The following is a 20,042-nucleotide window of genomic DNA, read 5'->3' on the forward strand; positions in this document are numbered from 1 at the left end:
CGCCGTCTGCACGGCGGAGCGAACGGGCTGCCTCCCAGCCGCCCGGTGGACGGGTGGGGAAGGCTTCAGGCGCCCTCCACCCTATTGCCTACGCCGGCCCACCCGGCCATCGCGGTGCCGCGCGACGCCGACCGTCTCGCCGGACGGACGGTGATGCCCAGGGTGGGCCCGGACCGGGGACTTCGCGGGCGCACGCCGGGACCGCTGTCCTACGCCCCGGTAACACCCCCGGCACAGGCCCAGGATCCCCTCTCAGCCCGCGTCCGGCATGTCGTCCCGCGCGTGACGCGGACCCTCGGCCCCCTCCCGGTCCGTCCCGTCCAGGTCCGGTCGCGGCTGCGGCAGGACCGGCTGGAGCACCAGCATCCGCTCGACGAGGCGCAGGAACATCGCCACGTCGCGTATCAGGTCGTCGGCGTCCCGGCGGCTGGCCGCGCCCTGGATGCCCGCCTCGGCCCGGGCGCGGCGCCGGGCGCCGGAGGCGAACAGCGCACTCCACTCGGCGAGTTCGGGCACGATCTCGGGGAGCACTTCCCATGCGCTCCTGATGCGGGCCCGGCGCCTGGGGCTGGGTTCCGGTCGCCCCCGCGCGGCGAGGACGGCGGCGGCGATACGCAGGGCGGCGAGGTGGGCTGTGGCGTAGCGCTCGTTCGACGTTTCCAGTACGGCGGTTTCGTCCAGTCCGGCACGGGCCTGGGCAAGCAGGTCGAGGGCGGCGGGCGGGGCCGTGGTCCGGCGGAGCACGGGGTGCACGTCGCTCGCCGGGCCGGTCAGTGAGGGGGCAGGGCCGGTGGCGCGGCGCCGGCGGGCGGCTGCTGCGTGATAGCTGGCCATGACGAACCTCCTGTCGTCTGTGTGACGGCACGCCCTGATACGGGATGCCGTATGTGCCCATCGTGAGGTATGGCACTGACAATCCGTTCTGACCTGGGATTTTGCTTCGATCGAGAGTTCGGGCTAGTTTTTGCACTGACCAGTCAGTTCAAATGAAGAGGGGGCAGGGATGGGGGGAACCGTGGCCGCGGCCGGCGTCACGGCCCGGGGTCTCGGCCTCGAAGGGCCCCGCGGATGGGCATTCCGCGGGGTCTCCTTCGAGGCGGAGGCCGGCTCACTGATCACGATCGAAGGGCCGTCCGGCACGGGCCGTACGTGTCTGCTGCTCGCGCTCACCGGGCGGATGAAGCCCACCGAGGGGTCCGCCACCGTCGGCGCGGCCGGGCTGCCCAAGCGCATGGCGGCGGTACGGCGTGTCAGCGCCCTGGCCCATGTCCCGGGTGTGACCGACCTGGACCCGGCCCTGACCGTCGCCGAGCACCTGCGCGAACGGGCGCTGCTGCAGCGGCGGTTCGGCGACTCGTTGCGCGGGCTGCTGCGGCCGCGCGGCGAGCGCAGGAGCGAGGAGCGACAGCGGATCGACACCGCGCTGACAACGGCGGGGCTCGACCTGGACTCCCTGCCCAAGGGCTCGCGTACGGCCGTACGGGATCTGGAGCGGCTGGAGGGGCTGCGGCTGTCCGTCGCGCTGGCCCTCATCGCGCGCCCGCGCGTGCTCGGTGTCGACGACACCGACCTCAACCTCTCGGACGCCGAACGGGCCGAGGTCTGGGCGCTGTTGCAGTCGATCGCCGAGGCCGGGACCACGGTCGTGGCGGTGTGCAGCGAGGCCCCCGACGGGACGGTCAAGGTGTCGACGCGGGCGGCCGACGAGGAGCCCATGCCCGAGGAAACCGACGGAAAGGAGGCCGCCGATGCGCTCGCCGAGGCTGGCCGCGCTTGAGCTGAGGCGCTTCGGCCGGGGAAAGCTGCCGCGTGCCGCCCTGGTCGCGCTGCTGGTGCTGCCCCTGCTGTACGGCGCCCTGTACCTGTGGTCGTTCTGGGACCCGTACGGCCGTCTGGACCGCATTCCCGTGGCGCTCGTGAACGACGACAAGGGGGCGAGCGTCGAGGGCAAGAAGCTCGCCGCTGGCGACGACATCACCAAGGGGCTGCGCGAGAGCGACGTCTTCGACTGGCGGGAGGTGAGTGCCGCCGAGGCCCGGAAGGGCGTCGAGAACGGCACCTACTACCTGTCGCTGACCATGCCGGCCGACTTCAGTGAGCGCATCGCCTCCAGCTCGGGCGACTCCCCGGAGACGGGCGCACTTCAGGTGCGTACGAACGACGCGAACAACTACATCGTCGGGCAGATCTCACGGACGGTCTTCAGTGAGGTGCGCGAGGCGGCGTCCACGAAGGCGTCGCGGTCGTTCCTGGACAAGATCTTCGTCTCGTTCTCCGACATCCACGGCAAGACGGTCAAGGCCGCGAACGGCGCCGACAAGCTCGAAGGCGGCATCGGGAAGGCGGAGAAGGGCTCCAAGGACCTTGCCGACGGGCTGAAGGACGCCAAGAAGGGCAGCGGCAAGCTGGCCACGGGTCTGAAGAAGCTCAACACCGGCGCGGGCGATCTGGAGGACGGCTCCAGGCGGGTCGCGGAGGGGACGCAGACGCTGGCCGACAGGGTCAACGGGGTCGACAAGAAGATCGGGCCGTTCCTGAAGGACAACGAGAAGACCATCGGGGACTCCGCCCGGCTGGTCGCCGACGCCTCGGGCGCTATCCGCAACAACCTCGACGACTGGGTCGAGCGCGCTCCGGGCGCCGCCGAGGACGCCCACAAGGCCTCCGACGCGCTGAACCTCATCCACAAGGCGCGCTGCGAGGACGCGGTCCTGCCCGACCCGGCCTGTTCCGACTTGAAGAAGGCGAAGCAGTCGGCCGCGGACGTGGCGACGATCGCGGACGATCTCAACACGCTGGTCACCGACCAGAAGGGCGATCTGGCCAAGCTCGACAAGCACCTCGCCACCCTCCAGAAGCAGTCCCAGGCGCTGGCCGACCGCGCACCCCGCCTCTCCGAGGACCTCGACGACGCCGTCAGCAGGATCAACAAGCTGAACCAGGGGGCCGGCAAGGTCGCCGCGGGCGCCAAGAAGCTGCACTCGGGCCTCGGCTCGGCCAAGACCGGCGCGGCGGACCTGGACACCGGCGTGGGCGAGCTCAAGTCCGGCGCGGTCGACCTCAACGGCGGCATCTACAAGCTCGTCGACGGCTCCGGGAAGCTCTCGGACGGGCTGCACGACGGTGCCGAGCGGATCCCCGACTACGACAAGAAGGCACGCGAGCAGCGCACCGAGGTCATGTCCGACCCGGTCCAGCTCGTCTCGCGGGACATGCACAAGGCGCCCAACTACGGCACCGGTTTCGCCCCGTACTTCATCCCGCTGTCCCTGTGGGTGGGCGCGATGGTGGCGTACATGGTGATCACGCCGATGAACCGGCGCGCGCTCGCCGCGGGCGCCTCGGCCTGGCGGATCGCGCTGGCCGGCTGGCTGCCGGTGGTGGCGATCGGGGTGCTGCAGACGGTGGCCCTGATGTCGGTGCTGCACTGGGCGGTCGGGCTGCAGATGGTGCGGGCGGCCGGGACGGTGGGCTTCCTGTTCCTGGTGACCGCGTGCTTCGCGGCGATCGTGCAGTGGCTGAACGCGCGCTTCGGGGCGGCGGGCCGGATTCTCGTCCTGGCGTTCCTGATGCTGCAGTTGACGTCCGCGGGCGGCACCTATCCCGTGCAGACCAGCCCGGGCTTCTTCAACGCGCTGCATCCCTTCCTGCCGATGAGCTACGTCGTGGAGGCGCTCAGGAGGCTCATCACGGGCGGCGGTCTGGAACCGGTGTGGCAGGCGTGCGTGGTGCTCGTCGCCTTCACCGCGGCCGCCCTCGCGCTGACCGCCCTGTCGGCACGTCGCCGGCAGGTGTGGACGCTCGACCGGCTGCACCCGGAGCTGACCCTGTGAACGCGCGCGGGACAATCAGGCCCATGGAAAGCAGCAACGCCGCGTCGGGCGGCAGCACGCGCCGTGAGGCCACCCGGCAGAAGCTCTACGAGGCGGCCGTCACACTCATCGCCGAACAGGGCTTCTCCGCCACCACCGTTGACGAGATCGCCGAACGGGCCGGAGTGGCGAAGGGCACGGTCTACTACAACTTCGCCAGCAAGTCCGTCCTCTTCGAGGAGCTGCTGCGCCACGGAGTCGAACTCCTCACCGCGTCCCTGCGGGAGGCGGCCGAGAAGACCGCGCGGGACGGCGGCAGCAAGGTGGACGCCCTGGACGCGATGATCCGCGCGGGGCTGGTCTTCATCGACCGCTACCCGTCCTTCACCCAGCTCTACGTCGCCGAGCTGTGGCGGACGAACCGGGCCTGGCAGTCCACGCTGATGGTGGTCCGGCAGCAGGCCGTCGCGGTCGTCGAGGGCGTGCTGCGGGAGGGCGTGGACAACGGCGAGTTCAGCGAGGAGATCGACGTCCAGCTGACCGCCGCCGCCCTGGTCGGCATGGTCCTGGTTGCCGCGCTGGACTGGAAGTCGTTCCAGCCGGAGCGCTCCCTGGACGACGTGCACTCGGCGCTGTCCCGGCTGTTGCAGGGCCGGGTGAGCGGCCGCCGCTGACGCGGCAGCCGTCGTACGCACACGAAAGCGCCGGTCCGACGGTGGCCGCGTCCCCCGCGGGCCACCGTCGAACCGGCGCCTTCTCGTGCTCCCCCGATTTCCCCCGTACTCCCCCGTGTCCCCCCTGGACCCCCGTCCGGTCGTTCCCCCGGGTCCCCCGTCTCGCTCCCGCCGACGCCGGGCCGGCGGAAGGAGCGGATCCGGGGCCGCTCCGATTCCGGCGCCCCGTGTCGCCGGTTCCGGAGCCGATCCCCTTCTCCGTGCCCTAACTCTCTCGTTCAGGCAGGTCGCGCCCCATCCGCGCGCGTACTCAACTCACCGACTAGGTACGCGTACTCAGGACTGCGCACTCATCCCCAAGCCCCGCCGTTGCCGACTGGTTACGATCGCGTCCGTGTCCATACTTCCCTTGATCTTCACCAGCGGCTGGGCCAGCGGCATCAACTCCTACGCCGTGGTCCTGCTGCTCGGCGTGTTCGGCGCGACAGGGCTGAGCGACGAGGTGCCCGAGGCGCTGCAACGGCCCGACGTACTGATCGCGGCCGGCGTGCTGTTCCTCTGCGAGGCCGTCGCCGACAAGATCCCGTACGTGGACTCGGCGTGGGACTCGGTGCACACCGTGATCCGGCCGTTGGCGGGCGCGGTCGTGGCCGCGCTGCTCGCCGGGCAGAGCGGGTCGCTGCCCGAGCTGGCGGCGGGTGCGGTCGGCGGTTCCACGGCGCTGGTGAGCCACCTGGTCAAGGCGGGCACGCGGATGGCGGTCAACACCTCGCCGGAGCCGTTCAGCAACATCGTGGTGAGCATCGCCGAGGACCTCGGGGTCGGCGCCCTCATCACCCTCGCGATCTTCTACCCCGTCGCCGCGGCGGTCATCGCGGGCGTCCTGCTGCTCGGCGGGCTGCTGCTGCTCCTGTTCCTGGTCTCCCGGATCCGTCGCTTCCTGCGCCGCAGGGCGGAGCGCCGGGAGGAGAAGCGGCTCGCCCAGGCGGTGGGGCAACCGCCCGGCTGAGGCCGCTGCCTGCGCTTGCGCCCGAGGTCAGGGAGCCGTTGTCAGTGGCGGCCGATACAGTCCCACGTATGGCAAGGATTGCGGTGATCGGCGCCGGGATGGGCGCGATGGCGGCCGCTGCCCGGCTCGCCGTCGCGGGCCACCGGGTGGCGGTGTACGAGCGTACGGAGACGTACGGCGGAGCGGTGCGCCGCTTCGAGCGCGACGGCTTCGGGTTCGACACGGGCCCGGGGTTGCTTCCCCTCCCCGCCGTGTACCGCGATCTGTTCATCAAGACCGGCAAGGAGCCCCTGGAGGCGTGCGTCGAGCTGGTCCAGGTCGACCCGTCCGCGCGGCACGTCTTCGCGGACGGCACCGAGGTCCGGGTGCCGAACGCCTCGCGCGCGGGCGTCGTGACAGCCCTCGACGAGGCGCTGGGCGCCGGTACGGGCGGCCGGTGGGGGGACTTCCTGGTCCGCGCCCGCGAGGCCTGGGACCGCACGCGCAGGCCGTTGCTGGAGGAGCCCCTGTGGCCGAACTGGCAGGTGCTGGCCGAGCGCGAGCCCTACCCTGCGGTCCCCCACAAGCGGTTCCTGCGCACCCGCCGGGCAAGCACCCTCGCCGAGGTCGGCGCCTGGGAGTTGCGCGACCCCCGGCTCGTCGCGCTGCTGGAGAGCCACGCGCTCGCGTACGGCCTGGATCCGCGTGAGACGCCGGCGAGCGCGTCGGTGCTGCCGTATCTGGAGCACGCGTTCGGGATCTGGTATGTGCGGGGCGGTATACGGGAGTTGGCGCGGGCGGTGTACGAGCGGTGCGTGGCCCGGAAGGTCGAGTTCAGCTTCGGCGCGGAGGTCTCCGGGGTCCTGGAGAAGGACGGCCGGGCGGCGGGGCTCGAACTGGCCGATGGTTCGGTCGTGGAGGCCGACTTCGTGGTCTCCGGGGTCGCCCCCGGGGTGCTGGACCGCTTCGTCCGGGGCACGGCGCCGCGCGGCGAGGCCGAGGTCACGCCCCGGCGCGGGGCGGCGAGCCGTCTGACGGTCCTGCTGGCACTGCGCGGCGCCCGGCCGGAAGGTACGGCGCACCGCACGGTGGTGCACGCGGCGGACCGTGAGGCCGAGTTGGAAGCCGTGTTCGGGGCGGCCGGGGGCATGCCCGCGCGACCCACGGTCACCGTCCTGCGGCCCGGCGACCCGGCGCTGGTTCCGGACGCCGGGCATGAGGCGATCACGCTCACGTCGACGGTGCCGGCACAGTTCGACCGGAGTTGGGCGGAACCGGAGAACGTCGACCGGCACGCCGAAGTCCTGATCACGGTCGCGGAGCGTGCCGTGCCGGACCTGCGCGCCCGGCTCCTCTGGCACGAGGTTCGTTCCCCGGCCGACATCGCTGAGGAGACCGGCACGGACGGCGGAGCGGTTCCGGCACCCGCGCTGGCCGCGGCCGAGGGGCGGCTGCTGCACCCGTCCAACAGCACGGCCGTATCCGGTTTGTTCACGGTCGGCGGCTGGTCCCACCCGGGCGGCGGGCTCCCCCACGCCGGCATGTCGGGCGCGCTGGTGGCGGGACTGATCGTGGAAGGGCCTGACTTCCGGGGCTCTCAGTGACCCGGGTGTGAGCGGCGCCGTGCGGGGCCGTCAGAAGCGGTACTGCTCGTCGTACCCCTGACCCTGCCCGTGCTGCTGGCCGTCGCCCTGGTACGGGTACTGCTGCTCGGGCGGGAGTTCGCCGCCGTACGCCTCGTCGGTGCGCTGCTGCGGAACCCAGACTCCGCCGGACGGGGTCTCGCCGTAGCCGCCGGTGGCGTACTGGTCCTGGGCATAGCCCTGCTGGTTGTACTGCTGCTGGCCATAGGCGTCGTAGGAGGCACCGCCGTAGGTCTGGGTGCCGATGTACGGGTCGGAGTACGCGGCGTACTGCTGCTGGCCGGTGCTGTCGTAGCCGTACTGCTGCTGGTCGTAGCCGCTGTAGCCGTCGTACGCATAGCTCTGGTCGGCCGTCGCGTACTGGTCCTGGGGCTGACCCGTGGCCGCGTAGTTCTGGTCGGCGGCGGCGTAGGCGGGGTCGCCGCCGTATATGCCGTAGGAGCCCGTGTCGTCCGGCAGGGGCTGCGGCTCATACACGGAGGTCGTCTCGGCGGCGGTGGGCTGAGCTGCGCGCGACGGGGTGAACACGTCGTCGCGGTCGTAGTCGTCGCCGTAACCGACGTTGTCCTGGCCGTACTTGGCGTCGTTGCCCGCGTAGCCGCCCTCCGCCTCCAGGTCGGAGACCTCGAGGGTCGGCTCCTGTCGGTCGGGCTCACCGCGGCGGCGCTTGGCGGCGGCCAGCGGGCCCAGGGCCGGCGCGGAGACCGCCCAGCCGGCCGAGAAGCCGCGGCGGAACGACAGCGTGACGTAGGTCTGGCCGACCGCGAACGCCGCCGCGCCCAGACCGATGACGATGACGGAGGGAATCAGCACCCCGACCACGACGCCGAGGAACCCGACGAAGGCGAGCAGCCGCCAGCGCAGCCGCGCCTTGTACTGCAGCAGCACCTCGCCCAGCAGCCACAGCGCGACGACGCCGAATGCGATGTAGAGGACCGTCCAGCCCATGTACGCCCCTCTCCCAGTGGCCGCCTACGCAGTGTGACGTATATCAGGACGGCCGGTCTAGGCCTGCGGTGGGTGGTGCAGGCCCAGGCTTTCGTAGATTTCCAAGGTAGCTGTGGAGTTGTTGAGCGTGATGAAGTGCAGTCCGGGCACTCCCTCGGCCAGCAGCCGCGCGCAGAACTCCGTCGCGAACTCGATGCCAATGGAGCGTACAGCCGCGGGATCGTCCTTGGCTGTGAGGATCCGCTCTTTCAGGGCGGCCGGGAAGGCGGCGTTGGTGAGGGAGGGGATGCGTTCCAGCGTCTTTACGCTGGCGATCGGCATGATCTCCGGGATGATCGGGGTGTCGCAGCCCGCGGCCGATACGCGGTCGCGCAAGCGAAGGTAATCCTCCGGTTCGAAGAACATCTGCGTGATCGCGTAGTCCGCGCCGGCCCGGCACTTGTCGACGAAGTGACGGACGTCCGCCTCCCAGTCGGCTGAGCGCGGGTGCATCGCGGGGAAGGCCGCGACGCCCACGCAGAAGTCGCCGGACGCCTTGATCAGTTCGACGAGTTCGGCGGCGTAGGCGAGGCCCTGGGGGTGCGGCACCCACTCGCCCAGCGGGTCGCCGGGCGGGTCGCCGCGCAGCGCTAGCATGTTGCGGATCCCGGCGTCGGCGTACTGCCCGATGATGTTGCGCAGGTCCGCCACCGAGTGATCGACGGCGGTGAGGTGCGCGATCGGGGTGAGCGTGCTGTCCGAGGCGATCGCCTCGGTCGCCTTGACCGTGCCCGCGCGGGTGGAACCGCCCGCGCCGTAGGTCACGGAGACGAAGTCGGGGCCTACGGCCTCGACCCGGCGCAGCGCGTTCCACAGGTTCCGCTCGCCCTTCGGGGTCTTGGGCGCGTAGAACTCGAACGAGTACGTCGTCTTTCCGGTCGCGAGCATCTCGCGCACGGTACGAGCGTGGTCCGATCTGATGGATGCGGTGCCGAGGGCCATACCCGCAGGTTAGTCAGGGGGCCCCGGTCCCCCAACCGGACACCGGACATTTGCCCGATTTGCCGGGTTGTTGTCCACGCCTTGGACAAACGTCAGGAAATCCGGGGTGTCCAGCGGGGCGAAGGCGGTGGGCTACCCCTGCCGCAGCCGCTTGGCGAACTCCGCCGCCGCCGCGCCCGGGTCGTCCGCCTCCGTGATCGCCCGTACGACGACGGCACGGCGGGCGCCCGCCTCCAGCACCTGGTCGAGGTTGGCGAGGTCGATGCCGCCGATGGCGAACCAGGGGCGGTCGGTACCGAGGGCTGCGGTGTGGCGGACCAGGTCGAGACCGGGGGCGTGGCGGCCGGGCTTGGTGGGGGTCGGCCAGCAGGGGCCGGTGCAGAAGTAGTCGACGCCCTCCTGGACGGCGGCCGCGGAGGCCTCGGACTCGGAGTGCGTGGAGCGGCCGACGAGGACGTCGGCGCCGAGGATGGCGCGGGCCGCGGGTACGGGGAGGTCGCCCTGGCCGAGATGCAGGACGTCGGCGCCGGCGGCGTGGGCCACGTCGGCACGGTCGTTGACCGCGAGGAGCTTGCCGTGCCGGGCGCAGGCGTCGGCGAAGACCCGCAGATGCTCCAGCTCCTCGGCCGCCTCCATGCCCTTGTCCCGCAACTGCACGATGTCGACGCCCCCCGCCAGCACGGCGTCCAGGAACTCCGCGAGGTCGCCCTGCTGCTTGCGGGCGCCGGTGCAGAGGTAGAGCCGGGCATCGGCGAGCTGGGCGCGGGCGGTGCCTGCGGTGACGGTGTCGGACATACGGTGCCCCCTGTGGTCGGGTTGCCGGACGGGTGACGTCGGGCGGGTGCCGGACGGTGGCACGGTAGCCGGAGCGGGCCGCGCCGTTGCGGAGCGGTGGGGTGTGGTGGGCCGCGGCGCGGTGGCACCGGGCCCGGCCACCGGTGCGGGCGAGGCCCGGCCCCGTGCCCTGGGACTGCGCCCTCCGGCGGCCCCGACCGCAGTGCGGCACCGGCCGACGCGGCAGGACCGCCGATCCGTCCGGCCCGACCCATGTCGGCCCGGACGGCCGAAACCCCCGCGCTCGCGGAGACGCCGTCGCGCCGGTGGCCGTAACCGGCCGCAACCGGTTACGGCCCCGAACGGGAGCGGCAGGTTCTCCCCGCCGCTCCACGCCACTCCATGCCGCTCCACGGTGCCCCCACCGTGCGCCACGCACGTCCCGCTCCCGGCTTCGGGCCGCAGCCGACCTCGGCCGTGGCCCATGGTGCGGCCCCGGCCCGTGCGCCGGACGGTGTTCGGCTCGGTGGGTTCGGACTCAGACGGCGAGCGCCTGGGCGCGGCGCTTCACCTCCGTGCCGCGATTCTCACTGAGGGCTTGCGCGGGGGTGCCGGGCAGGCTGTCGTCGGGGGTGAAGAGCCACTCCAGCATCTCTACGTCCGTGAAGCCGTCGTCCCGCAGGAGCGTCAGGGTCCCGGACAGACCCTTGACGACCTTGTCCTCGTCGATGAAGGCGGCGGGGACGTGCAGCGCGCGGTTCTCACCACGGCGTACGGCGATGAGCTGGCCCTCCTTGACCAGCTGCCGGACGCGGGTCACCTCGACGCCGAGCATTTCGGCGATGTCGGGGAGGGTGAGCCAGGCGGGGACGAGAGCATCGGTTCTTGCGTCAATCTCGGTCACGGAAACAAGCCTGCCATCTGCCACTGACAGTCGGAAGTCAGGCCGGTCCACCTGGGAGGACCTGTTGGGGTGACGTGCTACGCCACCGCCGCCTTCATCGGCCGTCCCGGGTCCCTCAGCAGCTCCGCGTCGACCGGCGTGCCCGCCTCGATCAGCCGTCGGCCCTGTGCGAGATCCCTCGGTCGGCCCACCGCCAGCAGGGCGACGAGTCGGTCGCCCCGCAGCCAGCAGACGGTCCAGGCGGGGCCCGTCGGGTCGCCGCGCCACAGGAGGGTGTCGGCGGCGGCGTGATGGCCGGCGTACTGGACGAAGCGGCCGAACTGCTCGGACCAGAAGTACGGCACGGGGTCGTAGATCGCGGAGCTCTCACCGAGGATGTTCGCGGCGACCGTGCGCGGGCCCTGGAGGGCGTTGTCCCAGTGGTGGACCAGGAGGCGCTCGCCGTACCGTCCCGACGGGAAGGAGGCACAGTCGCCGACCGCGTAGACGTCCGGTACGGACGTGCGCAGGCGCTCGTCGGCCACGACGTCTCCGTGTGCTCCGAGCTCGATGCCCGAGTCGGCCAGCCAGGCCGTGGCGGGCCGCGCCCCGATGCCGACCACGACCGCACCGGCGGGCACCCGCGAGCCGTCGTCGAGGATCACCTCGCCGGGCTCGACGCGCTCCACGCGCGCGTGCGTGCGCAGCACCGTCCCGCTGTCCTGGTACCAGGCGGTCATCGGCGCGGTCACCTCCGCGGGCAGCGCAGCGGCGAGCGGCCGGTCGGCGGCCTCCACGACCGTCACCGCGCAGCCCGCCTCGCGCGCGGCCGTGGCGAACTCCGCGCCGATCCAGCCCGCCCCGACCACCACGATGTCGTGCTGGCGGGCCAGCACCGGCCGCAGCCGCTCGGCGTCGTCCAGGGTGCGCAGCAGATGCACGCCGGGCACGCCCTCCGCGCCCGGCAGCCGGATCGGTTCGGCGCCGGTGGCCAGCACGAGGACGTCGTACGGGACGGGCCCGGCCTCGGTGTCCAGCCGGCGCTCGGCGGGGCGCACGCCCAGGACCTCGCGCCCCAGCTGGAGTTCGACGCCGAGCGCCTCGAAGTCGACGTCGAAGGCGGAGCCCTCGGCCTTGCCGAGCAGCACGGCCTTGGACAGGGGCGGCCTGTCGTACGGCTGATGGGGCTCGGCGCCGATCAGTGTGACGGTGCCGGTGAAGCCCTTTTCCCGCAGGGCGACCGCGGTCTGCACGCCGGCCATGCCCGCGCCGGCGACGACCACGCGGCGTGCCGCTGACGTGCCCCGTTGCTGCGTCTGCTCGCTCACCTGATCACCATAGACAACTGACTATTCGTCAGTCAGGGGGCGTGCTCAGTGACCTGCTGCACAACCTCGACCGGAAGCTCCTCCACCACGCTGGTCCCGCTGCCCGCCTGCGACTCCCACTCCCAGCTCTCCTCCAGCCGCACCCGCCCGTCGGACAGCTCGACCACCGTCGACACGCAGTGCCCCGACGATGTCGCCCCGTCCCGCTTGAGCTGCACGTACCGGAAGTCCAGCCGGTCGCCTTCCCTGGTGCCCACGAGACGGCCGCGTACGACGTCGCCGCCCGTGTACTCGGCCCAGATCTCGCCGTCCTTCTCGTGGTACGTGAACCGGGTGCGCGTACCCACCTGACCTGGGGCCTGGTCCGCGACCGGGGCGAGGACGAGGCCGTCGAGCGAGCGGGGCATGGGCGCGGGCTCCCTTACTGAGACTTACGGCGGCGGGCTAGGGTGGCCAACGTAGAGCACTCGCGGGAGCCCGGACGCACCGGGCTGAGAGGGAGGCTGGCGGCCTCCGACCGTACGAACCTGATCCGGGTCATGCCGGCGAAGGGAGGGGCTGGACGCCCATGTCGCGTACGCGAACGTCAGACGTCCTTGTCATCGGGGGCGGAATCATCGGCCTGGTCACGGCGTGGCGGGCCGCGCAACGCGGGTTCACGACGGGAGTCGTGGATCCCGAGCCGGGTGGCGGCGCCGCCCAGGTGGCGGCCGGGATGCTGGCCGCCGTCACGGAACTGCACTACGGCGAGCAGACCCTGCTGGGCCTGAATCTCGCCTCGGCCCGCCGTTACCCGGACTTCGTGGCCGAGCTGAGCGACCTGACCGGCCATGACCTCGGCTACCGGCGGTGCGGCACGCTCGCCGTCGCGCTGGACGCGGACGACCGCGCTCATCTGCGCGACCTGCACGCCCTGCAGCGCCAGTCCGGCCTGGACTCCGAGTGGCTGTCCGGGCGCGAGTGCCGGCGCCTGGAGCCGATGCTCGCGCCAGGTGTGCGCGGCGGGCTGCGGGTGGACGGCGACCACCAGATCGACCCGCGGCGGCTGTCCGGGGCGCTGGTGGCCGCGTGCGAGCGGGCCGGAGTGGTCTTCCACCGGACCTGGGCCGAGCGCTTCGACGTCACACGGGGCCGGGCTGCGGGAGTCACCACGGCGGACGGCAACGAGCTGCGCGCGGGCCAGGTCGTCCTCGCGGCCGGCAGCCTCAGCGGACGACTGCCCGGAGTCCCGGACGACGTGGTGCCGCCCGTACGCCCCGTGAAGGGGCAGGTGCTGCGGCTGACCGTGCCGAAGCGGTACGCGCCGTTCCTGAGCCGGACCGTACGGGCCGTGGTGCGGGGCAGCCAGGTGTATCTGGTGCCGCGCGAGAGCGGGGAGCTGGTCGTCGGGGCGACGAGCGAGGAGCTGGGCTGGGACACCACGGTGACCACGGGCGGCGTCTACGAGCTGCTGCGCGACGCGCACGAGCTGGTGCCGGGCATCACCGAACTGCCGCTCACCGAGACGCGGGCCGGCCTGCGCCCCGGCTCCCCCGACAACGCTCCGCTGCTCGGCCCGACCGAGCTGGAGGGGTTGTCGCTGGCCACCGGGCACTACCGCAACGGCGTGCTGCTCACGCCGGTCACCGGCGACGCCATGGCGCACGTCCTGACCACCGGCGAGCTCCCGGACGAGGCCCGCGCCTTCACCCCCAGGCGCTTCGGCGCCGCCGCACTCACGGAGCAGCCCGTATGAGCATCCCGGTCACCATCTCGGTCAACGGCGAGCGTCGGCAGATCGAGCCGGGGACGGCCCTCGACACGCTCGTGAAGTCCCTCACCGCGGCGCCCTCGGGAGTTGCCGCCGCCCTCAACGAAACCGTCGTCCCGCGCACGCAGTGGCCGTCGACGTCCCTCTCCGAGGGGGACCGCGTCGAGGTCCTGACCGCCGTCCAAGGAGGCTGAACCATGGCCGACGATCCCTTTGTCATCGGGGGTACGTCCTTCTCGTCCCGTCTGATCATGGGCACGGGCGGGGCGCCCAGCCTGGACGTGCTGGAGCGGGCGCTGCTGGCGTCCGGGACCGAGCTGACGACGGTCGCGATGCGGCGGGTGAACGCCTCGGTGCACGGCTCGGTGCTGTCGGTGCTGGAGAAGCTCGGAATCCGGGTGCTGCCGAACACGGCGGGGTGCTTCACGGCGGGAGAGGCCGTGCTGACGGCCCGCCTCGCGCGCGAGGCGCTCGGTACGGATCTGATCAAGCTGGAGGTCATCGCCGACGAGCGGACGCTGCTGCCGGACCCGATCGAGCTCCTGGACGCGGCCGAGACGCTGGTGGACGACGGGTTCACCGTGCTGCCGTACACCAATGACGACCCGGTGCTGGCGCGGAAGCTGGAGGACGTCGGCTGTGCGGCGATCATGCCGCTGGGGTCGCCGATCGGTTCGGGGCTCGGCATCCGCAATCCGCACAACTTCCAGCTGATCACGGAGCACGCGCGCGTGCCGGTGATCCTGGACGCGGGAGCCGGTACGGCGTCGGACGCGGCGCTCGCGATGGAGCTGGGGTGCGCGGGTGTGATGCTCGCCTCGGCGGTGACGCGAGCCCAGGAACCGGTGCTGATGGCCGACGCGATGCGGCATGCGGTGGAGGCCGGGAGGCTGGCGCACCGGGCGGGGAGGATTCCGATGCGGCACTTCGCGGAGGCGTCGTCGCCGGTCGGGGGCATGGCGCGGCTGGACCCGGAGCGCCCCGCATTCTGAACGCACGTTCGATGGAAAGCCTTCGGCCATGAGGCGTCCGTCACAGGTCAGCTTCAGTCCCGCCCCGATCCTGGCCGAATTGGGAGGCGTGTCAGTGTCGGCTCGTACACTCACCTGCGTGGATACGACCCTTCAGGACCCTCTGGTCGGGCAGGTGCTCGACGGCCGGTATCGCGTGGACGCGAGGATCGCGGTCGGCGGGATGGCCACGGTCTACCGGGCCGTGGACACCCGCCTCGACCGCGTACTCGCGCTCAAGGTGATGCATCCCGCCCTGGCGGTCGACGGGGTGTTCGTCGACCGGTTCATCCGGGAGGCGAAGTCCGTGGCCCGGTTGGCGCACCCGAACGTGGTGCAGGTCTTCGACCAGGGCACCGACGGGTCGTACGTCTATCTCGCCATGGAGTACGTCGCGGGCTGCACCCTGCGCGACGTGCTGCGCGAGCGCGGGGCGCTGCAGCCCCGCGCCGCCCTCGACATCCTTGAGCCGGTGCTGGCCGCGCTCGGTGCCGCGCACCGCGCCGGGTTCGTGCACCGGGACATGAAGCCGGAGAACGTGCTCATAGGGGACGACGGCCGGGTCAAGGTCGCCGACTTCGGGCTCGTGCGGTCCGTCGACACCGTGACCAGCACCACCGGTGCCGTGCTCGGCACCGTCTCCTATCTCGCGCCCGAGCAGATAGAGCAGCCCGGCGCCGCCGACGCCCGCGTCGACGTGTACGCGTGCGGTGTCGTGCTCTACGAGATGCTCACGGGCGACAAGCCGCACGACGCGGACTCCCCCGCCGTGGTGCTCTACAAGCACCTGCACGAGGACGTCCCGCCGCCCTCGGCCATCGTGCCGGGCCTGGCGTACGAGCTCGACGAGCTGGTCGCCTCGGCCACCGCGCGCACCCCGGACATCCGCCCGTACGACGCCGTGGCGCTGCTCTCACAGGCCCGGGACACGCGCGCCGCGCTGAGCGCGGACCAGCTGGACGCGGTGCCGCCGCAGGCCCTCACGGCGGAGCACAGCAACGCCGACGACCGTACGAGCGTGATCCCGCGCGCGCTGAACATCCAGCGGCCGCTGCCGGTGAACGAGGACGAGCCGGAGCGCGAGGCCGTCTTCAACCGGACCAGCCGTCTGGAGTCGCCGCCCCCGCCGCCCCGGCGCCGGTCACGGACGTCGCGCGCTCCGCGCGGGCCGCTCGTCATCGTCGCCGCCGTACTGCTGACCCTCGGCCTCGGTGCCGGCATCTGGTACATCAACTCCGGCCAGTTCACCAAGGTCCCGCCGCTGCTGTCCAAGACCGAGGCGCAGGCCCGGGACCGGCTGGAGGACTCCGGGCTCGAGGTCGGCAAGGTCGAGCGCGCGTTCAGCGACACCGTCAAGCGCGGCACCGTCATCAGCACCGACCCGGACACGGGCGCCCGCATCCGGCACAACGACTCCGTGAACCTGGTCATGTCGATGGGACCGGAGACGGTGAAGGTGCCCGACCTCCAGGGCTACAAGCTGGACAAGGCCCGGACCGTGCTCAAGGACGGCGGCCTCGAACCGGGCAGGGTGATCCGGGAGTTCAACGACGACGTCCCCAGGGGCTTCGTGATCTCCTCGGAGCCGGGCAACGGCACCAAGGTCCGCTCCGGCTCCGCGGTCGCGCTCACCGTCAGCAAGGGCGCCCCGGTCGACATCCCGGACGTCACCGGCAGCAGCCTCGCCGACGCGAAGGCCGACCTGGCGGAAGCCGGCCTGAAGGTGAAGGTCGCCGCCGCCCGGGTCAACTCCGAGTTCGACGCGGGCCAGGTCGCCCAGCAGTCGCCGACGGAGGGCAGGCAGGCCGCCGAGGGCGACACGGTGACGCTGACGCTGTCCAAGGGCCCCGAGATGATCGAGGTCCCGGACGTGGTCGGCGACAGCGTCGACGACGCCACGACCGCGCTGGAGTCCGCCGGCTTCCAGGTCGACGAGGACCGCGGCCTGCTCGGCCTGTTCGGCGACACCGTCAAGAAGCAGTCCGTGGAGGGCGGGGAGACGGCACCGAAGGGATCGACGATCACGATCACCATCCGGTGACGGGGCGCTCCAGGGGGCGGTCAGTCGCAGGCATCGGCGATTGGCCGACTGCGGGCATGACACCCTGAACGGGTGAAGATCCAGCAGTCCGCCGCCTCGGAACCCGCCCCCGCCGCCCCGTCCCGCAACCCCGTCGGCGGCCACGTCCCCGTGGCCGGGGGCCTCAGTTCCGTCGGGCTCACCTACGCCCACGACCTCAAGGCCGAGACGGTCCAGGTCTTCGTCGCCAACCCGCGCGGCTGGGCCACGCCGACCGGGAATCCGCGGCAGGACGAGGAGTTCCGCGCGGTGTGCGAGGCCGAGTCGATCCCGGCGTACGTGCACGCGCCGTATCTGATCAACTTCGGTTCGCACACCGAGGCGACGGTCGAGAAGTCGGTGGAGTCCCTGCGGCACTCGCTGCGGCGCGGGCGGGAGATCGGGGCGCTGGGCGTGGTCGTGCACACGGGCAGCGCGACCGGCGGCCGGGAGCGCAACGTCGCCCTGAAGCAGGTGCGCGAGCACATGCTGCCGCTCCTCGACGAGCTGACCCACGACGACGACCCGTTCCTGCTGCTGGAGTCCACGGCCGGGCAGGGCTCCTCACTCTGCTCGCGGACCTGGGACTTCGGGCCGTACTTCGAGGCACTGGACGCCCATCCGAAGCTGGGCGTATGCCTGGACACCTGCCACATCTTCGCCGCCGGCCATGACCTGACCGGCCCGTCCGGCATGCATCAGACGCTCGACCTGCTGGTGGACACCGTCGGCGAGGGCCGCCTGAAGCTGATCCACGCCAACGACTCCAAGGACGTCGTCGGCGCTCACAAGGACCGGCACGAGAACATCGGCGCAGGCCACATCGGCGAGGACCCGTTCCGGGCGCTGATGACGCACCCGGCCACCGAGGGCGTACCGCTGATCATCGAGACACCGGGCGGCAAGGAAGGGCACGCGGCGGACGTGGAGCGGTTGAAGAAGCTTCGAGACGCCTGACCCCGACAGGTCACTCAAGGGGTTGGGAATACCCCTGGGGGGTATACGGTTCTCGCTCGGTGCGGGAACCGTAACCTGGCATTGGGGGCACTCATGCAGCACGAAGCGCACGCGGCACACGCGCACCACCCCGACGCGGCCGCGAGCAGCAGCTGGCCGACGGCCGTCCGGGCCACCCTGCACTGCCTCACCGGCTGCGCCATCGGCGAGGTGCTGGGCATGGTGATCGGCACCGCGCTCGGCTGGGGCAACGTGCCGACCCTGGTGCTGGCGATCGTCCTGGCCTTCTTCTTCGGCTACGCGTTCACCCTGCGCGGGGTGCTGAAGGCGGGCGTCGACCTGCGTGCCGCGCTCAAGGTGGCGCTGGCCGCGGACACCCTGTCCATCGCAGTGATGGAGCTGGTCGACAACGGCGTGATCGTGATGTGGCCGGGCGCCATGGACGCCGAGCTCGCCGACCCGCTGTTCTGGTGGGTGCTGGCGATCGCGCTGACCGTCGCCTTCGTCCTGACGACCCCGGTCAACAAGTGGACGATCGGCCGCGGCAAGGGGCATGCGGTGGTGCACCAGTACCACCACTGAGGACCCCGGCAAGGCCACCGAAGATCACAGCTCAGGCCCGTCCCCGGGCTCCTCCTGGTACGAGTACCGCTGTTCCTTCCACGGGTCCCCGAGGTTGTGGTAGCCGCGCTCCTCCCAGAACCCGCGCCGGTCGGCGGTCATGTACTCCACGCCCCGGACCCACTTGGGCCCCTTCCAGGCGTACAGATGGGGGACGACCAGACGAAGGGGGAATCCGTGCTCCGCCGTGAGCAGTTCGCCGTCCTTGTGGGTCGCGAAGATCGCGCGATCGGAGGCGAAGTCGGCGAGGCGGAGGTTGGAGCTGAAGCCGTACTCGGCCCACACCATCACATGTGTGACGGCCGGTGCGGGTGGGGCGATCTCCAGGATCGTACGCGCCGGAATGCCGCCCCACTCCGCGCCGAGCATGCTGAATTTCGTGACGCAGTGCAGATCGGCGACGACGGTCTTGTACGGCAGAGCCGTGAACTCCTCATGGTTCCAGCAGTGCTTCTCGCCGTCGGCGGTGGCCCCGAACACCCTGAACTCCCAGCGTTCGGGCCGGAACTTGGGGACCGGGCCGTAGTGCGTGACCGGCCAGCCGCGCTGCACTCGCTGTCCCGGCGGAAGCTCGGCGTGTGCTGCTGCTCCACCTTCGCGCTCTGCCGGCTGACCCATGACTCCATCCTGACAGACCAGGGGCAGTGCACCTGACCACACCCCTCAACAATCCACCGCAAACTGGACTAAGCATGCACTTACTTACTAAGTGAAGACTTACTGGACGATCTTCTTCAGCGGTGGAATCATGCGGCGCAACCCGCCAGTTACCACGCGTGGAAGGAGCCTCTGCGATGCAGGGCGACCCCGAGGTCCTCGAATTCCTCAACGAGCAGCTGACCGGCGAGCTCACGGCGATCAACCAGTACTGGCTGCACTACCGGATCCAGGACAACAAAGGCTGGACCAAGCTCGCCAAGTACACGCGTGAAGAGTCCATCGATGAGATGAAGCACGCGGACAAGCTCACCGAGCGCATCCTCATGCTCGACGGCCTACCCAACTACCAGCGGCTGTTTCACGTGCGGGTCGGCCAGACGGTCACCGAGATGTTCCAGGCCGACCGCCAGGTCGAGGTCGAGGCGATCGACCGCCTCAAGCGCGGCATCGAGGTGATGCGCACCAAGGGCGACATCACGTCCGCGAACATCTTCGAGTCGATCCTCGAGGACGAGGAGCACCACATCGACTACCTGGACACCCAGCTGGAGCTCATCGAGAAGCTCGGCGAGGCGCTGTACCTCGCACAGCAGATCGAGCAGCCGAGCTAGGCCGCGTCCTCAAGGTCGGAGAGCAGGGGCTCCCCCCGGTCGGCCAGCTCCCGGCGCGGGCAGGCACCCCTGCCCAGGAGCGCCTGGATACGGCGCACACATGACCCGCAGTCCGTGCCGGCCTTGCAGGCCGAAGCTATCTGGCGGGGGGTGCAGGCACCGCCCTCCGCGTGCTTCTTGACCTGCTGCTCGGTGATGCCGAAGCAACTGCAGACGTACACGCGGTTCACCTCCCGGCGGGATCGATGCGCCATCCCCTTGATCGGTGAGGCTAACCTAACCTTACCCGTCACACAGGAGCCGTAAAAGTGGGGTGGGGCGCGGATCGTATGTGATCCGCGCC

Annotated in this window: 21 protein-coding genes and 1 riboswitch; of the genes, 12 read left to right on the forward strand and 9 right to left on the reverse strand. The window is 71.3% G+C overall.

Translation table 11 applies throughout. The features are described from left to right. Positions 1-252: 252 nt before the first annotated feature. Positions 253-834 carry an SAV_6107 family HEPN domain-containing protein gene (locus ACWGDB_RS18225; RefSeq protein WP_453823349.1) on the reverse strand — a complete coding sequence of 194 codons (582 nt, stop codon included), beginning with the start codon at positions 832-834 and terminating at the stop codon, positions 253-255. A gap of 169 nt (positions 835-1,003) precedes the next feature. Here ACWGDB_RS18225 and ACWGDB_RS18230 point away from each other — a divergent pair, with 169 nt between their 5' ends. From ACWGDB_RS18230 to ACWGDB_RS18250, 5 genes are all read left to right on the forward strand, one after another. Continuing rightward, positions 1,004-1,777: an ATP-binding cassette domain-containing protein gene (locus tag ACWGDB_RS18230; protein ID WP_453823350.1), complete on the forward strand. Its 774-nt coding sequence runs from the start codon at positions 1,004-1,006 to the stop codon at positions 1,775-1,777. Further along, on the forward strand, positions 1,749-3,833 hold the full coding sequence (locus tag ACWGDB_RS18235; protein ID WP_453823351.1) for a YhgE/Pip family protein: 2,085 nt from the start codon (positions 1,749-1,751) through the stop codon (positions 3,831-3,833). Before ACWGDB_RS18230 ends, ACWGDB_RS18235 begins: the two co-directional genes overlap by 29 nt. A gap of 23 nt (positions 3,834-3,856) precedes the next feature. Further along, positions 3,857-4,486, forward strand: a complete 630-nt coding sequence (locus ACWGDB_RS18240) for a TetR/AcrR family transcriptional regulator (protein ID WP_328428342.1) — start codon at positions 3,857-3,859, stop codon at positions 4,484-4,486. A gap of 394 nt (positions 4,487-4,880) precedes the next feature. Next, the gene (locus ACWGDB_RS18245) at positions 4,881-5,495 is read left to right on the forward strand and encodes a DUF4126 domain-containing protein (RefSeq protein WP_453823352.1); all 615 of its coding nucleotides are present in this window, start codon (positions 4,881-4,883) and stop codon (positions 5,493-5,495) included. A gap of 68 nt (positions 5,496-5,563) precedes the next feature. Further along, entirely contained in the window at positions 5,564-7,078 is a 1,515-nt protein-coding gene (locus ACWGDB_RS18250; RefSeq protein WP_453823353.1) for a phytoene desaturase family protein, read from the forward strand. A 30-nt stretch (positions 7,079-7,108) separates the two neighbouring features. Here the strand turns inward: ACWGDB_RS18250 and ACWGDB_RS18255 are convergent, their stop codons facing one another. The 6 genes from ACWGDB_RS18255 to ACWGDB_RS18280 form a co-directional block, all read right to left on the reverse strand. Next, positions 7,109-8,065 (reverse strand): SCO2102 family sporulation regulator, encoded by a 957-nt coding sequence (locus tag ACWGDB_RS18255; protein WP_453823354.1) that lies wholly within the window; start codon positions 8,063-8,065, stop codon positions 7,109-7,111. Between the two features lie 57 nt (positions 8,066-8,122). Then, positions 8,123-9,046, reverse strand: coding sequence for a methylenetetrahydrofolate reductase [NAD(P)H] (gene metF, locus ACWGDB_RS18260; RefSeq protein WP_453823355.1), 924 nt, complete (start codon positions 9,044-9,046; stop codon positions 8,123-8,125). A gap of 132 nt (positions 9,047-9,178) precedes the next feature. After that, entirely contained in the window at positions 9,179-9,841 is a 663-nt protein-coding gene (gene thiE / locus ACWGDB_RS18265; protein ID WP_453823356.1) for a thiamine phosphate synthase, read from the reverse strand. 517 nt (positions 9,842-10,358) lie between these two features. After that, positions 10,359-10,724 (reverse strand): Rv2175c family DNA-binding protein, encoded by a 366-nt coding sequence (locus ACWGDB_RS18270; RefSeq protein ID WP_383596558.1) that lies wholly within the window; start codon positions 10,722-10,724, stop codon positions 10,359-10,361. Between the two features lie 77 nt (positions 10,725-10,801). Continuing rightward, complete coding sequence (locus ACWGDB_RS18275) at positions 10,802-12,031, reverse strand: NAD(P)/FAD-dependent oxidoreductase (RefSeq protein ID WP_453823357.1); 1,230 nt, start codon at positions 12,029-12,031, stop codon at positions 10,802-10,804. Between the two features lie 32 nt (positions 12,032-12,063). Further along, a complete protein-coding gene (locus ACWGDB_RS18280; RefSeq protein WP_453823358.1) occupies positions 12,064-12,438 on the reverse strand; it encodes a hypothetical protein in 375 nt (124 codons plus the stop codon). Positions 12,439-12,490: 52 nt separating this feature from the next. Beyond that, positions 12,491-12,602, forward strand: a riboswitch (TPP riboswitch). On the opposite strand from ACWGDB_RS18280, the gene thiO reads away from it, so the two are divergent. From thiO to ACWGDB_RS18310, 6 genes are all read left to right on the forward strand, one after another. Continuing rightward, positions 12,600-13,766 carry a glycine oxidase ThiO gene (gene thiO / locus ACWGDB_RS18285; protein WP_453823359.1) on the forward strand — a complete coding sequence of 389 codons (1,167 nt, stop codon included), beginning with the start codon at positions 12,600-12,602 and terminating at the stop codon, positions 13,764-13,766. (Overlaps the previous riboswitch by 3 nt.) Further along, positions 13,763-13,975, forward strand: a complete 213-nt coding sequence (gene thiS / locus ACWGDB_RS18290; protein WP_427841467.1) for a sulfur carrier protein ThiS — start codon at positions 13,763-13,765, stop codon at positions 13,973-13,975. The genes thiO and thiS overlap by 4 nt, the downstream gene beginning before the upstream one ends. Positions 13,976-13,978: 3 nt before the next feature. Further along, positions 13,979-14,773, forward strand: a complete 795-nt coding sequence (locus tag ACWGDB_RS18295; protein WP_383596542.1) for a thiazole synthase — start codon at positions 13,979-13,981, stop codon at positions 14,771-14,773. 118 nt (positions 14,774-14,891) lie between these two features. Beyond that, positions 14,892-16,832, forward strand: a complete 1,941-nt coding sequence (pknB, locus tag ACWGDB_RS18300) for a Stk1 family PASTA domain-containing Ser/Thr kinase (protein WP_453823360.1) — start codon at positions 14,892-14,894, stop codon at positions 16,830-16,832. A 72-nt stretch (positions 16,833-16,904) separates the two neighbouring features. Then, a complete protein-coding gene (locus ACWGDB_RS18305) occupies positions 16,905-17,807 on the forward strand; it encodes a deoxyribonuclease IV (RefSeq protein WP_453823361.1) in 903 nt (300 codons plus the stop codon). A 93-nt stretch (positions 17,808-17,900) separates the two neighbouring features. Beyond that, a complete protein-coding gene (locus tag ACWGDB_RS18310) occupies positions 17,901-18,389 on the forward strand; it encodes a DUF4396 domain-containing protein (protein WP_453823362.1) in 489 nt (162 codons plus the stop codon). A 24-nt stretch (positions 18,390-18,413) separates the two neighbouring features. On the opposite strand, the gene ACWGDB_RS18315 is transcribed toward ACWGDB_RS18310, so the two are convergent. Beyond that, the gene (locus tag ACWGDB_RS18315; RefSeq protein WP_383596530.1) at positions 18,414-19,046 is read right to left on the reverse strand and encodes a sulfite oxidase-like oxidoreductase; all 633 of its coding nucleotides are present in this window, start codon (positions 19,044-19,046) and stop codon (positions 18,414-18,416) included. Between the two features lie 176 nt (positions 19,047-19,222). Here ACWGDB_RS18315 and bfr point away from each other — a divergent pair, with 176 nt between their 5' ends. Beyond that, positions 19,223-19,699 carry a bacterioferritin gene (gene bfr / locus ACWGDB_RS18320; protein WP_328882207.1) on the forward strand — a complete coding sequence of 159 codons (477 nt, stop codon included), beginning with the start codon at positions 19,223-19,225 and terminating at the stop codon, positions 19,697-19,699. Here the strand turns inward: bfr and ACWGDB_RS18325 are convergent. Next, positions 19,696-19,929, reverse strand: coding sequence for a (2Fe-2S)-binding protein (locus tag ACWGDB_RS18325; protein WP_369270494.1), 234 nt, complete (start codon positions 19,927-19,929; stop codon positions 19,696-19,698). The genes bfr and ACWGDB_RS18325 overlap by 4 nt on opposite strands. Positions 19,930-20,042: the final 113 nt, after the last annotated feature.

It is taken from the genome of Streptomyces sp. NPDC055013 (assembly GCF_053608645.1).

What these genes read in the sequence shown, in the direction of transcription:
- ACWGDB_RS18225 (WP_453823349.1), bottom strand. Translation starts at nt 834, where the DNA reads ATGGCCAGCTATCACGCAGCAGCCGCCCGCCGGCGCCGCGCCACCGGC.
- ACWGDB_RS18230 (WP_453823350.1), top strand. Translation starts at nt 1,004, where the DNA reads ATGGGGGGAACCGTGGCCGCGGCCGGCGTCACGGCCCGGGGTCTCGGC.
- ACWGDB_RS18235 (WP_453823351.1), top strand. Translation starts at nt 1,749, where the DNA reads ATGCGCTCGCCGAGGCTGGCCGCGCTTGAGCTGAGGCGCTTCGGCCGG.
- ACWGDB_RS18240 (WP_328428342.1), top strand. Translation starts at nt 3,857, where the DNA reads ATGGAAAGCAGCAACGCCGCGTCGGGCGGCAGCACGCGCCGTGAGGCC.
- ACWGDB_RS18250 (WP_453823353.1), top strand. Translation starts at nt 5,564, where the DNA reads ATGGCAAGGATTGCGGTGATCGGCGCCGGGATGGGCGCGATGGCGGCC.
- ACWGDB_RS18255 (WP_453823354.1), bottom strand. Translation starts at nt 8,065, where the DNA reads ATGGGCTGGACGGTCCTCTACATCGCATTCGGCGTCGTCGCGCTGTGG.
- metF (WP_453823355.1), bottom strand. Translation starts at nt 9,046, where the DNA reads ATGGCCCTCGGCACCGCATCCATCAGATCGGACCACGCTCGTACCGTG.
- thiE (WP_453823356.1), bottom strand. Translation starts at nt 9,841, where the DNA reads ATGTCCGACACCGTCACCGCAGGCACCGCCCGCGCCCAGCTCGCCGAT.
- ACWGDB_RS18280 (WP_453823358.1), bottom strand. Translation starts at nt 12,438, where the DNA reads ATGCCCCGCTCGCTCGACGGCCTCGTCCTCGCCCCGGTCGCGGACCAG.
- thiO (WP_453823359.1), top strand. Translation starts at nt 12,600, where the DNA reads ATGTCGCGTACGCGAACGTCAGACGTCCTTGTCATCGGGGGCGGAATC.
- thiS (WP_427841467.1), top strand. Translation starts at nt 13,763, where the DNA reads ATGAGCATCCCGGTCACCATCTCGGTCAACGGCGAGCGTCGGCAGATC.
- ACWGDB_RS18295 (WP_383596542.1), top strand. Translation starts at nt 13,979, where the DNA reads ATGGCCGACGATCCCTTTGTCATCGGGGGTACGTCCTTCTCGTCCCGT.
- ACWGDB_RS18310 (WP_453823362.1), top strand. Translation starts at nt 17,901, where the DNA reads ATGCAGCACGAAGCGCACGCGGCACACGCGCACCACCCCGACGCGGCC.
- ACWGDB_RS18315 (WP_383596530.1), bottom strand. Translation starts at nt 19,046, where the DNA reads ATGGGTCAGCCGGCAGAGCGCGAAGGTGGAGCAGCAGCACACGCCGAG.
- bfr (WP_328882207.1), top strand. Translation starts at nt 19,223, where the DNA reads ATGCAGGGCGACCCCGAGGTCCTCGAATTCCTCAACGAGCAGCTGACC.